Consider the following 14,961-nt stretch of genomic DNA (forward strand, 5'->3'; position numbering starts at 1 on the left):
AGAGTTGTAATGGCAAGGGTTGCTCAGATTACAAAAGGTGAGAAGCGTGCCTTAAAGTTACTTGTACTGCTTGCTATAGGATCTGTTTTGGTATACGGAGCATGGCTTACCTACCAATATGTGCTTGCGATGCAGTCTCAACAAGTGATTAAAGAGTTCAAGCAGAAAAATGAAAAGCATATGCACGGAGCGATGCATACAGCATTGATGTTAGATTCCACAAAGCACTCAATTGTCACTCCAGACGGTTTGTCTTTTGGTGTGGATTACGACTGGTCGGGCGTCATGCAGATAACAGTTGATAAGTACGAAGTGTTTGATTCTCCAAAAGATGCAGGTCTTACAGTTGGAGAGTACGATGAAATTCCGAGCAAGTTTAAGACATACGGATTTGCACTTATCACCTTTAGGCTAAAAAATATCGATGCGAAGTCTCTTGAGGGTAGTAATGACGGCACATTTAATATAGACACATTTCACTACAATTTGTCATCTGGCGCCTCTTATTTTAATAGTTCTGCTTATCCGCAAAGCAATCAATACTATTACCGCTACAAGTTAGATCCAGGTGAAGAAAAGACAGTAGTCCTAGGGTTTTATCTGGACTCCGATCCTTCGGACCAGTCTCCCGAGCTCTCTATTGGTAATGGGTCGCATATGCACTACCACATTCCTCTAAGCACAGAAAAGGATGACAAGCAATGATTCGCTTGCTAAAAATGGAGTTATCACGCGCTTTTCGCAATAGACTATACTATGCCGTTCTTGCGGTAGGCATTGTCTTGGCTCTGTTAAGTGCGGCTTATGGTATTCAAACGCATTTTGAGATGCTCCCAAAAGAGCTCTCTCCAACTAGTTGGGGACCAACGGGCTGGGATAGCTGCTATGTCTTTTGGATGTCAGTACATGATGTAGTTCCATTTGAAGGTTTGTTTTATCAGTTGGTGCTCCTGCTGGCAGCAATTCCTTATGCCTGCTCAATGCGTCAAGAACTTGAATTTGGGTACGCAAACCAAGTATTCTCGCGCGTATGTCGCGGAAAATATTTTGTTGCAAAGTATATTGCTACCTTTATTTCGGGCGGTCTTGTTGCCCTCATTCCGTCTACGGTTAATCTGGTGACACTTGCTTGCTTTGTGCCAGCATATCTTCCCTCAATTGAAAATGTTCTCAATATTGGTGTATATACCTCAGCTCTTTGGTCAGAGGTTTTCTATACGAATCCGCTGCTTTATTGTGTACTTTATTCGGCCCTTGCATTTTTTGTGTGTGGCTTGTGGGCTGTTTCAGTGCTCGGCTTGTCTCTTCTTATTCGCAATCGTGTCGCGCTCATTTCAGGCACATATCTCGCAGCCATTCTTTCCGATTTTATTTCCGATCGCTTTCATCTTATAGTTGGTGACGTACTTTATCCCGAGTTTGGATTGCCGCAACTTATTCGGGCAATGGAAGAAACAATAGGTACGCATAGCCTTATTGTAATTGGTATTTGGATGCTGGTCCTACTCGTTTTATCGATTATTCCGCCCATGGCGAGACTGGGGGGAGACGTATTATGAGCAGGTTTTTTAAATTCTTTATGCTAGATATTAGGGAGGGTTGGCGCCGCTCGTTTGCATGGTGGTTAGTTGCAGCAGGGGTTTTTCTTATTCTTCCGGTTGCATTTTATTTAAGCACACTAAATCTACGAGCAGAAGGCATAGCAGCTCAATTTACCTTAGGAGATTACTATTTTAATCTTACTGCGGGTGGGCTTGCCTACGATCCGACAAGCTCAACACCATTTACGCTGCCTATCAGCTGGTTTGCCCCCATTCTCTTATTAGCATACATCACCTTGTGGTATCCCTATCATGATTTGATGGGTTCAGGTAAAACAATGATGATTGCAAGTGGTTCGCGTTGGTCGTGGTGGCTTGCAAAGTGTGCGTGGATAATCGTATACGTTTGCATTTATTGTCTCATCGGATTCATATTGACAACAGGTTTCGCACTTATTGTTGGCTGCAATCATTCTTTTATTGCGACAGATACATCAGCTTTATTACTTAGATTTGTGAGCGTAATCAATTTCGATGTTACCAGCTACCATATTTTATCTTTTTTACGAATTGTACCTTTAGTGCTCTGTGCACTCTGCATGCTGCAACTTGCCATCTCGCTGCTTTTCCGTCCGCTGTGGGGCTATGTAGTAACGATTAGCATTCTTTTTGTGTCAGCCTTTTCGGGAAATCATTTTTTGCTGGGCAATTCTTTGATGGCAATTCGGAGCACTGTATATGTTGCAGATGGCGTATCACCCCTATGGAGCACCTGCCTTGGATTGATAGTGATAGTGGCCTCTGTGGTTATAGGGGGCCATTTCCTTACAAAGACAGACATCCTCGAGAAAGAAGCTTGATATGTCAGTAGAAATTAAAGAATTGAATAAATCAATTCGTGGTATAGACATCCTTAAAGACATTACTATGAGCTTTCCTTCTGGATATGTAACAGGACTTTCTGGAGTCAATGGCTCAGGCAAAACCATGCTTATGCGAGCAGTGGCAGGACTTATACGCCCCAACTCAGGAACGATAGATATTGATGGAAAACGCCTCTGGCGTGATATATCCTTTCCTCCAAGCGTGGGTGTACTTATTGAAAACCCAGCATTTCTCAATGACCGCACAGGTCTAGAAAACCTACGTATCCTCGCCTCTATTAAGGACTTGCTACAAGAAGACGATCTGCGATGCGTTATTAAAGAGGTGGGTCTTGACCCAGATGATAAGCGTAAGTTTCGCAAATACTCCTTGGGTATGAAACAGCGCCTAGGTATTGCTGCCGCAATAATGGAGCGCCCAGATCTCCTCTTGTTAGATGAGCCTACCAATGCGCTAGATTCTGATGGTGTGGCTATGTTCAAACGCATAGTCGCCCGTGAACGTGAGCGTGGTGCAAGCTGTGTCATCTCTTGTCACGATGCATCAATACTGCGTGAGCTCTCCGATCAAATCTACTACCTTGCAGAAGGCCATATTGATGGCTATGAAAAGCTTGAGTCTGCATCTGATTTAGAGAAAGATGCCCACCATGCATAAGAAAAAACACTATCTCATCGTTGCTGTAACACTTATAGCCTGCGCTTTGATAGGCATACGTATCTGGTGGGTTAATGCCACACGTATTGAGACTCCAGAGCAAACGTTTTCGATGAATGAAGAAGTAAAACTAAACGGAGCCTTTATTGATGATATTAGTGAGGATACGAAAGACTATTCTCTCACCGTAAAAAGTGCTCAAATAATGTCAGCAAATGAATATCTCAAACGCTACGCACGCGATGGCGTGACAAGTGTTGAAGGTGGAGACGTACCCAATACAAGAGTTGTACTTGAGGTGGAGTTTAAAAATTCTGGGAAAAAAGATGGTGGTGGCTTTAATTGTGTTTCTGCATGGGTAATAGGGAAACCTAATAAAAATACCTTTTATCGTACTGATTCTGAGCTTTGGGAGCACAGAGAAACTAAACTGGCGGGTACCATGTATGTGGGAGTTGGCATAAAAGGTGGCACTACATATACAACGTATTTACCTTTTTATATTCTTGATGATTCACCAGAGTTTTTTAAGCCGAATCCAGCAACAGGCTCAGAGTATGCAGTAATTAAAGAAAAGGAATTTTACTATCTTTTGGCAACAAAACCCCAGCGCATGGTTGTTGATATACATGTCTAGGTAAATATTAAGAAGCGCTATATCACCCTTTTTCTGTATCTAAAAGGAGACGGCATAAACTTAGTAAATCGCTTGTCGTGTCACTTTATATGCTCAAAGCCAATCCACCTTGGAGTGAATTGGCTTTTTGTTTGTACTGCCTAATGACTGAATTGGATATCTGCACGAACCCTTAGAGGCTGGCCTCAATTTGGCTGATAAGGGAAGACTTTGGCATGGAACCAACAAACTGCTGGACCACCTCGCCACCCTTAAAGAGAATTAGTGTGGGGATAGAGACAATGCCGAACTGCTGAGCAAGCGCAGGCTCTTCGTCAACGTTGCACTTATACACATTGAGTTTATCGGCCATCTCGTCGGAAACCTGCTCGACAACAGGACCCATTGCGCGGCAGGGGCCACACCAAGATGCCCAAAAGTCTACAAGGACGGGTTTGTCGCTGGACTTAATATCGTTAAAGTTGCTAGTAGTGAGCTGCTTGCTTGCCATGATTAGTTCCTCTCGTGAAAGCGCCGCATACCATACGGGATGCGCCAGTTTTAAGCGCACTTATTTCCTTGCTTTGACGTATACCCAATTTCTTACGTTGCTATCGCTCATGTAGAATTGTCTGTGAAGAATACGGAGGAAAGGCGGCGGACGTTCGTGGTTGTCAGTCAATCGAACCGACGTAAGGCATATCTTGCCAAGACGCAAGCGGAACTTGCATCGCTTGCAGAGCGTGGCGTGGTGATGAGCGGCAATGCTTTTTCATCGTTATTGCTGGTGAAAGGTGACCTATCACCTGAGGAACGTGCGGGTGGCGATCTGCTAGCGGGCGCCGATGGCAGGGCGTTGCGACAGGCGTTTGCGGCGCTGGGTTATGCGCCCGAAAATTGGACTGCGCTATCTGTGCTGCGCGCAGATGGCAGTGTTATGCAGCTAGAGCTTTTTTGTGAGGCAGTGGCGGCGCTGGGGCCTACAACGCTGGTCGTGCTTGATGAAGTTGCAGCAGATGTTGTGCGTTCTGCTTATGTGAATCAGCTGGTAGAAGTTGAAGAGTTGGACGCGGCGCTGCTCAAGGCTGGCCTTGTTGTGCGCGTGTTGGGCATGCGGGTGTTAAACCTAGGCGATTTTGCGAAGTCGCTGGAAGATCCACAACGCAAACAGTGGGCGTGGGCCTGCCTTAAGCGCATTCCGCCATTGGGCGAACCATATTAGGCATGGCGTCATGTGGCATAACGCTGCTGGCCGTAACACCACTGGGCATAGCGTCACGCGGCACAACGCCACGCGGGCGTGAATGCGACTTTTCTAAGCTAGTTCATTGGGGTAGCCCCGACTCAACCGAATTGCTTCAGTGTTTGAATCTTAAACTCTGTTGCATAATTCTGTTTGCATAAGATTCTCCGACAACTGGGATGCTCAGGTCACAAATTGGCTAATACGGTGGTAGGCTATGCATAGGTAGCACTGTATACCGTAGGCAGATCCTGCGGCAGGAAAAAGGAGTAGCTATGGCAGCAATTTCCGCACCTATCGATGCGACCCAAACTCCCGCATGGCAAGCACTTCAGAAACATTACGACAAGATGGTTGCTGATGGTTTTAACCTAAAGCGAGCTTTTTCCGAGGACCCTGATCGCGTTCAAAAACTCTCCTTTGATACTTCGGATTTGCATTTTGATCTGTCAAAAAACCTCATCGACGATACAACGGTATCGCTGTTAGCTGATCTTGGTCGTGCGGTGGATTTGGAAGCCCGTCGCGATGCCATGTATGCTGGCGAAAAAATTAATACTACCGAGAATCGTGCAGTGCTCCATACGGCCTTGAGGCGTCCCGCCGCCGATAAAGGCAAGGTGATGGTGGACGGACAAGACTGCGTTGCTGACGTGCATGAGGTGCTGGACCGCATGTATGCCTTTGCTGATCGGGTACGTTCGGGTGAGTGGCGCGGTGTGAGTGGTAAAACCATCAAGCATGTACTCTCGATTGGCATCGGCGGCTCTGATTTGGGCCCCGTCATGGTGTATGAAGCCTTGAAGCCTTATGTGACCGCAGGTATTGATTGCCGCTATGTCTCAAATATCGATCCCAACGATATTGCAGAAAAGACTCGCGGTCTTGATCCTGAAACAACGCTGGTCATCATTGTATCCAAGACTTTTACTACGCTGGAGACGCTGACTAATGCGCGTGAAGCAAAAACCTGGCTGCTCAAGACCTTGCAGGAGGCGGGCGCTATTGATGGATCAGATGAGCAAGCGGCTGATGCAATTCGGAAGCATTTTGTTGCGGTGTCGACCAATCTTGAGCTAGTTGAAAACTTTGGCATTGATCCTGAGAATGCCTTTGGTTTTTGGAGTTGGGTCGGCGGTCGTTATTCGGTTGGTTCTGCAGTGGGCCTGTCGCTGATTGTTGCTTTGGGACCCGATATCTGGCGTCAGTTCCTTGAAGGTTTTAACGAACTGGATGTCTATTTCCAGGAGACGCCGCTTGAGAACAATGTTGTGGCACTGATGGGTTTGCTGAATGTTTGGTATAACAATTTCTGGGGAACTACCAGCCATGCCGTGTTGCCATATTGCCAGTATTTACATCGTTTCCCTGCGTATCTGCAGCAGCTTACGATGGAGTCCAATGGTAAGGCAACACGCTGGGACGGCACACCGGTGACGTGTGCAACAGGCGAGATTTTTTGGGGTGAGCCTGGCACCAATGGCCAGCACGCCTTCTACCAGCTGATACACCAAGGAACTCGCAAGATTCCTGCGGACTTTATTGCTTTTGCCAATACGGCCCATCCTGTTGTTGACGGCGACCAAGATGTACACGAGCTTTTCTTGGGCAATTTCCTTGCGCAGACAAAGGCGTTAGCCTTTGGCAAGACTGCAGATGAGGTGCGTGCTGAGGGAACGGCCGAATGGATGGTGCCTGCGCGTGTATTTGAGGGTAATCGCCCGACAACCTCTATTTTTGGTGAGGCGTTGACTCCACATGCTCTTGGTGAGTTGATTGCGCTTTATGAGCATATTACCTTTGTTGAGGGTACGGTATGGGGTCTTGACTCCTATGACCAGTGGGGCGTTGAGCTGGGCAAGCAGCTTGCAAAGCAGATTACCCCCGCTTTCCAGGACGATGAGGCGTTAGCGACTCAGGATGCAAGCACACAAAGTTTGATTGCTTATTATCGCGCCCATAGAAAGTAAGCGCTTTATTAACCTGCCGTGAAATAGCCCCAGCTTGAGCTGGGGCTATTTTTTATCCTAGGGCCTCTATGTAGGGCGGCGTCTGCTTGGTTTAAAAGGCCGCGTGTCTAGAACCTACTAGGCTCAAACGTTCGAGTAGTTTCGTGCGCACCTCACGCAACTCACGAGTATCAGCGGTCTTGAAGAGCTTGGCGGTGTTGTTCGTAAATTTTTGTGCTTGACGTTCGAGTGCCCACACTACTTGGTCCATACGTTGTGCGCTGAGGAAATCGTTACTCAAGACGGGGATGACTTTGATGCCCAGCGCTTGTATATCTCGTGAGCGTCTGCGATCTGCTGCTTGATGACTGATTTCTCTTTTGCGCCAGCGATCAATTTGATCGGTGGCTATGCCAGCCTGCAGCGGGTCGAAGTGAAATCCACTACTTTCATATTCCAAGTCACAGAGCCATTGTGGATAGTACAGATCGGGGTGAAAATTATTTCGACCTACATAGAGGCGCGCATCATCGGGGATTGAAATTTTTGGATTAAGGACGGGCCGCGGGAGGCCGTATCCGCCAAGCTCTTCAGGAAGTGTCAGTGTGAGGGTAAGCGCGGTTTCCATTGGTGAGGCGGAATTATCCGTACAGTAGGTAAGGGCAGCCTCGAGTTTGTGGCGGTATCTGCGCATATTTGTCGCTTTGATAAAAGCCGCTATGCGTGCACACGTTGTAGCAGGATAGTCACAAGTAACAAAACTTTGCTCTGCGCGGAGAGAGCCATCGCGTTCTGGATGCAGAGAATAACGCCCGCACAATTCCATTATTACAAGTGCAAGCTCAACAATATCTAGCTGAGAGGTCAACTGCATAATGCTTAGCTCGGGACTCGAAATCGCGAGACTTGGATCAATGGGAAATATTGCTTGCGTAGGTAGCCTGCGCGACAGTGTAATCGTTCGAGACTTTGTACGCTGATAGCGTTGATTTTGGTTGAAGACTCCCAGCTCCAAAGGATGTTCCGCATCGATAGCACATCTATCAATAAATCGGCTGAGATCCGTCTTTGCAAGAGGACTGACAGTCTCAAAGTCAAAGCCACTATCTTCAAGAGTAGACCCAGACAGGGTGGCTAACTCAGAATTTGAGCTTAGTTGTTCGACGCAGAGCGTTGAATGAAATGTAGCTAAAGACTTTGTGCTGAGAACGTCTGCGCCCGCAGGAAATGAAAGCTGTATCTGTGGCAGGTCAACGAGTGGCTCTTTGATAGCATTCCCCCGATTTGAGTGGCTGCGGATAACCCGAGTGAGGAGTAACGCCGATTGGCCAACGACAATTTCCAATTTTGTCCCCTAAGTCAAAAAAACATCCACACTATTCAGCATGTAATTAAAAAATATATCCGATAACCTGCGGTTTCTAGATATATATCTATAATAGTGTGGATGTTTTTTGTTGTCATTTTAGAAAATTGAAAATATTGTTACCTGTAAACCCCCACATAGAATGGGGCGAATTGTTGGCTCATTACTCCACCGAAGGAAAATCTGCCTCGCAAAAATGCAGGTAAAGATAGGTGTTTTTGAGCAAAATTTCACACCCCCTATGTATGAGCCAGAATTGCTGACGAGCGTCATTTCCATACCGAGGTCATATTACCTATGCGTATGGTTTGAGGTGCCTTAAAAGAGCTTAGAATCGTTCATAAATAATTTAAATTAGTTACCAAATTAAATTGAAAGTATCAAAAACTATCTTTGGGTGAAATACTGTCGCGCAAGAAGGGAATGTTTACTTAGACAAACTAATTTCAATAACTAAATGGATGACAGAACTATCATCCATTTAGTTGCAGGTAATTTGAATCGCTATTGCATGTGAAGGGGCGGCATGCTGTTATTAGATAAAACACTTTTAAGACTGTCTAAAGGACTCTGGGGTTGGATAGTCGCCATTGTTGTAGTTCGTTTTGCACAACTTATCGGCGTTACTCTGTTTGCGGAGGTTATCGGTGCTTTTCTAGGCAATTTGGCAAGCCCTCAGCCTGATACTACCAGGCTTGCAGCCGCGGCGGCCGCCGCGGCTGCTGCTTCGTTACTCACCTTAGTTGCACGTCTTGCACAGGGGGAGCTGCAGTATCGCACCACCGCCTTTGCCCGCGTTCATCTGCGTGAAGTCATTTTTGACAAGGTTCTTGCTCTGGATGTAGGCGGTATCGAAAAAATTGGTCCGGTATCAGCCATCACCTCATCGGTGGATGCTGTTGAGCAGATGCAAACCTATTATTCACTCTATCTGCCTTCGCTGATTTTTTCGGGGATTGCTCCTATCTATTTATTTTTCCATTTAGCGCCCCTGTCGTTGTCTATAGCGGTATTGCTGTTAGTAGTATCTGTAGTGCTCTTGCCGCTCAACAACTTGTTCCGCCATCAAATAGAAGCTCTGCGCCGTCGCTATTGGATTTCGGTTGAAGATATGACAGCGTACTTTCTTGATTCGTTGCGGGGACTGACGAGTATCAAGCTTTTTGGTCGTGACGCAGATCGCAGCCAGACTCTACAATCCAAGGCAAGTCGCTTGAGCACGGATATCAATGAATTCATGCGTATCAACTTTAGCTCACACTTTGTCAATGAAGCGCTTATATATTTGGCTATAACCATTGCACTTGTTATCGTATGTTTCGACTTGGCAGCAGCTAGGATGACTGTGGGTGCTGGCCTCACCATTCTTTTGCTGGCTTATGGTTATTTTGCATCAATACGTCAGCTCATGGATGCAACCCACGACGCACTCACCGCAGTATCGGCTGCTACAAAGGTCGAAGATATCTTTGCGGTTGATACTTCCCGAGCTTACAATCCTCATGCGCCTACCGATCCCGAGACATATGACGGTATCCGCTTGGAGAATGTGAGTTTCAGCTATCCCGACTCTAAGAATCGCATGGCTCTACATAATGTTTCGCTTCGAGTGCCTCGCGGCAAGACAATTGCGCTGGTAGGCCTTTCAGGCTGTGGTAAATCAACGGTCGCAGCACTTCTTGCGCGCTTTATAGATCCCACAGTTGGCGCTCTTTATATCGAGGGGCAAAACTATCTTAGCCTTACCCCCGAGGAGTTGCGTTATCGCGTAGCAATGGTTCCTCAGACCGTCAGTCTCTTTACGGGCACCATCCGTGAAAATCTTCAGATTGCCGCTCCGCATGCAAACGATGAAAAGCTTTATGAGGCGTTGAACGAAGCTGCTTTGGGCGATTGGGTGCGTAGTCTGCCCGACGGATTAGATACCGAAGTAGGTGATGCGGGATCGCGCCTTTCGGGTGGTCAACGTCAAAAAATGGGCATCGCCCGCGTGCTTTTGTCGCAGGCAAAATATCTCATCTTTGATGAGTCAACCTCCTCGGTTGACGAAGAGAGTGAGCGGGAGATTTGGCACTGCATCCATCAGTTGTCACGTAACCGTACCTTGGTGATTATCTCTCATCGTCTTTCAACCATTCGTTGGGCAGATTGTATTTATGTTCTTGAACAAGGCTGCATTACAGCACAGGGTACACATGACGAGCTGATGCAGCATAAGGGTCTTTACCAGCAACTTGTCGCTGAGCAAGCAAAACTTGAAGGAGCTGCAGCATGAGTAAAAAGAAAAGCTACAGCTATGCATATCCACTTCCTGTACTCGTAATTCGCCTGTTGCGTATAGGCAAGCCAATCGCTTTCTATCTTGTGGTGTCGGCGTTTGCGTCACTTGTGGGCAATCTGGCGCGCCTGGGTGTTATGGGCTTTGGTGTTGCTGCAATTTTGAATGTAAGCCAGATGTTGGCTGGTGATTGGCGCGTTTATCTTGCGGGGGTAATTTTTAGCGGCAGTCTTATTGCGCTTTGTCGCTACCTTGAGGGGTGTTATTCGCATGTAGGCGCTTATAACTTGTTGGCACAGCTGCGTGTCCATCTATTTGAAGAAATTGACCGCCTGGCACCTACCATTTTGATTGAACGCAGCCAAGGCGAGTTGCTGTCTATTGCAGTAACTGATGTTGAAACTCTCGAGTTCTTTTTTGCGCATACGATAGGTCCACTGTTTACGGTGGTGCTTGTGCCTCTCGCCGCACTTTTGGTGGCGGCGCGCGTACATCTTTTGTATGTTGCGGTACTCCTGCCGATTTTTGTGTTGACGAGTGTTTTGATTCCGTTGCTAGCCTTACGTGTGGGCAGAGGCATTGGTCTGCGCTATCGTGCTGCTCTCGCCCAACTCAAATCATTGGTACTTGAAAGCGTGTATGGCATACAAGACATTCAAATATTTAGTGCGGGGCAGCAGCGCAAACGTCAGGTTCTAGCGGCAAATGAGCAGGTTAATAGTTCTGCGCATGGGTTGGCTCTTCATCAGCAGGCAGTATCCGCACTTCCTGACTTCTTTGTTTACCTCGCGCGTATTTTGGTAGTTGCTGTAGCAGCACGTCTTGCAGCGGCAGGTGTGGGAAGTCCCGCCGGAGCGATTATTGTCTCTTTCGTTGCAACAGCATCGTTTTCGTCGACGTTCTCCTTGACTTTTGTGGTGACGCACCTGCTTGAAGCATTTGCTGCGGCAGATCGGATTTTTCGCATTGAAGATTGCGCTGCAGCAATTGCAGATACGGGACGCAGGGATTGCGGATCAATCCAGTCTATCGAGTTTGAGAATGTGAGTTTTAGCTATCCTGGCGCGCATGCCTCCGTACTGGATGGCGCCAATCTGCATATCAATGCGGGAGAACGTATTGGTATTGCGGGACCAAGTGGCGCAGGTAAATCAACAAGTTTTCGCCTGTTGCTGCGTTTTTATGACCCCAATCGGGGACACATTCGGATTAATGGCGTTGATGCACGAGAGATTTCTCTAAACGTTTTGCGCCAACGTATAGCCTTGCTCGAACAGGATACGTACCTTTTTGATTGTTCCGTCGCAGATAATATTGCATTTGCGCAGCCAACAGCAACATTTGAGGAGGTGAGGCGTGCTGCAAAACGAGCAGGCATTGCCGATCTTATCGAGAGTCTGCCTGAAGCTTATGACACGCAAATGGGTCAGATGGGAGCGCGTCTTTCGGGTGGAGAGCGCCAGCGTATAGGTATTGCGCGTGTGCTGCTAGCTGACCCTGATGTCATTGTTATGGATGAGCCAACAAGTGCGCTTGATGTGTTGCATGAGCGCGAGCTCCTGCATACGTTGCAAACGGTGTATGCCGACAAGACCATCATTATGGTTTCTCATAGGCCTTCGACATTATCATCATGCGACCGCGTTTATCAGCTTGAAGATCGCAAATTCATCAAGCAGGTATCTGATGAGACGGCCGCTCCAAGAGCGCTCTAAGCTTGATACTGTTCCAGCCAGACAGCTACACCCTGTTCGTCAAAAGAAGGACAAATCTCATCAGCATCCTTGAGAATTTTGGGTGTGGAGTTAGCCATTGCGACAAAGGTACCGACACGACCAATCATTGAGTAATCGTTGCCGCTATCACCAAATGCGACAGAACGCGAAATGTCGAGTTTCAGCTCCTGACACAGTTGCTCAAGTGCGCTTCCCTTGTTGACACCAGCGCGGGTAAGCTCATATTCAATAGGACCCATCCGTGCGATGTCGAGCTGGCCAAGCGCGTGTAAGCGCTGGCCAGCCTCTTCAGCCAGTGCGGTGGTCTCAAAGCTGCATTCCATCTTAAAGACCGCGTCGGGATGCTTCGCCATGGCTTCATGAATGGAGTCCACAGGTTTCATACCTGTCATCGTATTTATGATGTCTTCTTCGCTAGTGGCATCGCCTAGGCCATCCGATCCTTTACGCGCCATATAAGTAATTGCACGGAGCTCGCGGTAAGTCTCGCTCTCATAAAAGATAAACCACGCAGGATTAAGGTCATCAAGGGTAGAAAAAACATCATTTACCAGCTCACGAGGCATTTCATTTTTAAAAAGAATGCTCTGGTCGCTCTGGCGGCGCACAACAGACCCATTAAGTGTTACCAGCCAATCGACCCAATCCCATACCAGCAAGTCGTGGAGCATATGCAGGGGACGACCGCTCACCACACAGACCTGAGCTCCATGGTCATGGGCGTATTTAAGTGCTGCTTGAACACGTGGATGCATTTTGCCCGAAATCGTATCAATGGTGGTGCCATCAAGGTCAAAGGCAACAAGTGAGAAGGGATAATTTTGCATGTGTGTCTGTTGCAGCACAGGCATTCCTTTCGATGGAAATTGACAGTAATTTACTCAGCTTCGAGTGGCTGGAACTGATAGCTTACGCAGTTAACATAACCTCTGTTGGTGATGCGCAGCACGGGCACACACGCCAGCGACATAATGCCCATAGTCATAAAGGGCGAAGGCATGGTGCATCCCATTGCGCGCCATGCCTCTTCCACCTGAGCAACTTTCTCAGCGATAAGCTCGATGCGCTGGTCGGAAAGCAGACCAAAGACAGGCAGTTCAACTAACGCGAGTATCTTGCCATCCTGAACGGCGACTTCGCCACCGCCGCACTCGATGAGAGTGCGTGCAGCCAGGGCCATATCAGCGTCGTTATCACCAGCAACCAGCAGGTTATGAGCATCATGCGCGACGGTCTGTGCGAGGGCGCCATGAATACCAAAACCATGCAAGAAGCCCGCTGCATGTGAGCCAGTGGCGTGATGGCGCTCAAAGACACAGACCTTAATCAAATCGTTTGCGGGGTCGCTGAGCAGTTCGCCGTCCTTGGCGAGGACTTCCATAACCAGATTATCTGTGACTGTAGAGCCAGGAGTAGAGCCAATGACATGCACCTTGACGGGACCATCGGCCTTATCAGTGGGAATACGGAAACTTTCCGAAGTGATTTCCATACCGAGATTCATGGTATGCGTATACTCCCGCGGCCAGTCGTAGGGCTCAAAGTCAAAGAGGGGCTTACCATCCTCAGCAACTAACTCACCATCAATAAAGACCTGATGGACGTTGAATTCATCAAGGCTATCGCACAGTACAATATCGGCGCATTTCCCGGGGATGATCGCCCCTAAATCATGGTCAAGATGAAAGCATGTTGCCGTGTTAATGGTTGCCATCTGTATAGCCTCGATAGGATTGATGCCGCAATTTACGGCAAGGCGCAGCAAGCGATCTACGTGCCCATCCTCAACAATGGTGCGTGGTTGATTGTCATCGGAGCACAGCGTACAGAATCTACTATCAATCTGATGATGTGTCAGCGCGGGAGCTAGACGTTTCATGTTTTGCCAAGCAGAACCCTGGCGCAATTGCACATACATGCCCAAGCGCAGCTTTGCGACTACATCTTCGGGACGATAGGACTCATGATCCGCCGTGATACCGGCGGCGATGTAGGCGTTGAGATCACGGTCATGCTCGGGCACCGTGTAATGGCCCGTAACGGTGCGCCCTGCTTTGAGCGTTTCGGCAACCTCGTCAAGAGCGTTGTCTTGGCAGGAAAGAATACCAGGATAGTTCATCATCTCGCCAAGAGCTACGGTGTCATCGCGTTGCATTTCTTGGGCGATATCAATGGCGCCAACCTTAGCTCCTGTATCTTCAAAACCCGGCACTGCTGGTACGCAACTTGGTGTGGTAACCATCGCTTTAAGCGGTGTGCGTTTAGCATCGGCTTCAGCAGCATGTACTGCTGCAAGACCCGCGACGTTGGCGATTTCGTGCGGATCCCACATGATGGCTGTGGTGCCATGGGGAACAACCGCACGTGCATACTCGGAAGGCGAGCACATGGAGGATTCAATGTGGATGTGTGAGTCGATAAGGCCGGGCAAAGCATAGTAGCCCGTAGCATCTACAACTTTGGTATGAGGTCCAATACAATGCTCGGCGGTCTTTCCCTCCAAACCCAGATAAGCCACACGGCCAGCGACAACGGCAATGTCTGCATCTTTTAGCAGTTCGCGGGTGGTAGTAGAAACTAAAGTTGCATGACGGATGACCAAATCCGCGGCTTGCTCACCGCGTGCAACGCGGATGAGGTCACGCTGACACTCCCATTGGGACTTTTTGCAATACGCATTGAACATGGCG

The 14,961-nt window shown here is 48.0% G+C and carries 13 protein-coding genes; 9 read left to right on the plus strand and 4 right to left on the minus strand.

Annotation, left to right across the window (positions count from 1 at the left end):
• Nucleotides 1-9: 9 nt before the first annotated feature.
• The 5 genes from BN4314_RS04440 to BN4314_RS04460 are packed head-to-tail and all read left to right on the plus strand — an operon-like array spanning nucleotide 10 to nucleotide 3,720.
• Nucleotides 10-705 carry a hypothetical protein gene (locus BN4314_RS04440; RefSeq protein ID WP_068540008.1) on the plus strand — a complete coding sequence of 232 codons (696 nt, stop codon included), beginning with the start codon at nucleotides 10-12 and terminating at the stop codon, nucleotides 703-705.
• Nucleotides 702-1,559, plus strand: coding sequence for a hypothetical protein (locus BN4314_RS04445; RefSeq protein ID WP_068540010.1), 858 nt, complete (start codon nucleotides 702-704; stop codon nucleotides 1,557-1,559). Before BN4314_RS04440 ends, BN4314_RS04445 begins: the two co-directional genes overlap by 4 nt.
• Complete coding sequence (locus BN4314_RS04450; RefSeq protein WP_068540011.1) at nucleotides 1,556-2,401, plus strand: hypothetical protein; 846 nt, start codon at nucleotides 1,556-1,558, stop codon at nucleotides 2,399-2,401. Before BN4314_RS04445 ends, BN4314_RS04450 begins: the two co-directional genes overlap by 4 nt.
• A 1-nt stretch (nucleotide 2,402) precedes the next feature.
• Nucleotides 2,403-3,083, plus strand: a complete 681-nt coding sequence (locus BN4314_RS04455) for an ATP-binding cassette domain-containing protein (RefSeq protein ID WP_068540012.1) — start codon at nucleotides 2,403-2,405, stop codon at nucleotides 3,081-3,083.
• The gene (locus tag BN4314_RS04460) at nucleotides 3,076-3,720 is read left to right on the plus strand and encodes a hypothetical protein (protein WP_068540014.1); all 645 of its coding nucleotides are present in this window, start codon (nucleotides 3,076-3,078) and stop codon (nucleotides 3,718-3,720) included. Before BN4314_RS04455 ends, BN4314_RS04460 begins: the two co-directional genes overlap by 8 nt.
• A 172-nt stretch (nucleotides 3,721-3,892) precedes the next feature.
• Here the strand turns inward: BN4314_RS04460 and trxA are convergent, their stop codons facing one another.
• Entirely contained in the window at nucleotides 3,893-4,210 is a 318-nt protein-coding gene (gene trxA, locus BN4314_RS04465) for a thioredoxin (protein WP_068540015.1), read from the minus strand.
• A 156-nt stretch (nucleotides 4,211-4,366) separates the two neighbouring features.
• Between trxA and BN4314_RS04470 the strand changes: the two genes are divergently transcribed.
• Both BN4314_RS04470 and pgi read left to right on the plus strand, forming a co-directional pair.
• On the plus strand, nucleotides 4,367-4,921 hold the full coding sequence (locus BN4314_RS04470; protein ID WP_068540016.1) for a hypothetical protein: 555 nt from the start codon (nucleotides 4,367-4,369) through the stop codon (nucleotides 4,919-4,921).
• A gap of 296 nt (nucleotides 4,922-5,217) precedes the next feature.
• On the plus strand, nucleotides 5,218-6,912 hold the full coding sequence (gene pgi / locus BN4314_RS04475) for a glucose-6-phosphate isomerase (RefSeq protein ID WP_068540021.1): 1,695 nt from the start codon (nucleotides 5,218-5,220) through the stop codon (nucleotides 6,910-6,912).
• Nucleotides 6,913-7,003: 91 nt separating this feature from the next.
• On the opposite strand, the gene BN4314_RS04480 is transcribed toward pgi, so the two are convergent.
• Nucleotides 7,004-8,236, minus strand: coding sequence for a hypothetical protein (locus BN4314_RS04480; RefSeq protein WP_068540027.1), 1,233 nt, complete (start codon nucleotides 8,234-8,236; stop codon nucleotides 7,004-7,006).
• 547 nt (nucleotides 8,237-8,783) lie between these two features.
• On the opposite strand from BN4314_RS04480, the gene BN4314_RS04485 reads away from it, so the two are divergent.
• Together BN4314_RS04485 and BN4314_RS04490 are read left to right on the plus strand one after the other, a co-directional pair.
• A complete protein-coding gene (locus BN4314_RS04485; protein WP_068540028.1) occupies nucleotides 8,784-10,532 on the plus strand; it encodes an ABC transporter ATP-binding protein/permease in 1,749 nt (582 codons plus the stop codon).
• A complete protein-coding gene (locus tag BN4314_RS04490; RefSeq protein WP_068540029.1) occupies nucleotides 10,529-12,250 on the plus strand; it encodes an amino acid ABC transporter ATP-binding/permease protein in 1,722 nt (573 codons plus the stop codon). Before BN4314_RS04485 ends, BN4314_RS04490 begins: the two co-directional genes overlap by 4 nt.
• On the opposite strand, the gene BN4314_RS04495 is transcribed toward BN4314_RS04490, so the two are convergent.
• Complete coding sequence (locus tag BN4314_RS04495) at nucleotides 12,247-13,116, minus strand: HAD-IIB family hydrolase (RefSeq protein ID WP_068540031.1); 870 nt, start codon at nucleotides 13,114-13,116, stop codon at nucleotides 12,247-12,249. The two genes, BN4314_RS04490 and BN4314_RS04495, sit on opposite strands and share 4 nt — an antisense overlap.
• Before the next feature lie 32 nt (nucleotides 13,117-13,148).
• Nucleotides 13,149-14,957 (minus strand): adenine deaminase, encoded by a 1,809-nt coding sequence (gene ade / locus BN4314_RS04500; protein WP_068540032.1) that lies wholly within the window; start codon nucleotides 14,955-14,957, stop codon nucleotides 13,149-13,151.
• Between the last annotated feature and the right edge of the window lie 4 nt (nucleotides 14,958-14,961).

Source organism: Olegusella massiliensis (assembly GCF_900078545.1).
GTDB lineage: Bacteria > Actinomycetota > Coriobacteriia > Coriobacteriales > Atopobiaceae > Olegusella > Olegusella massiliensis.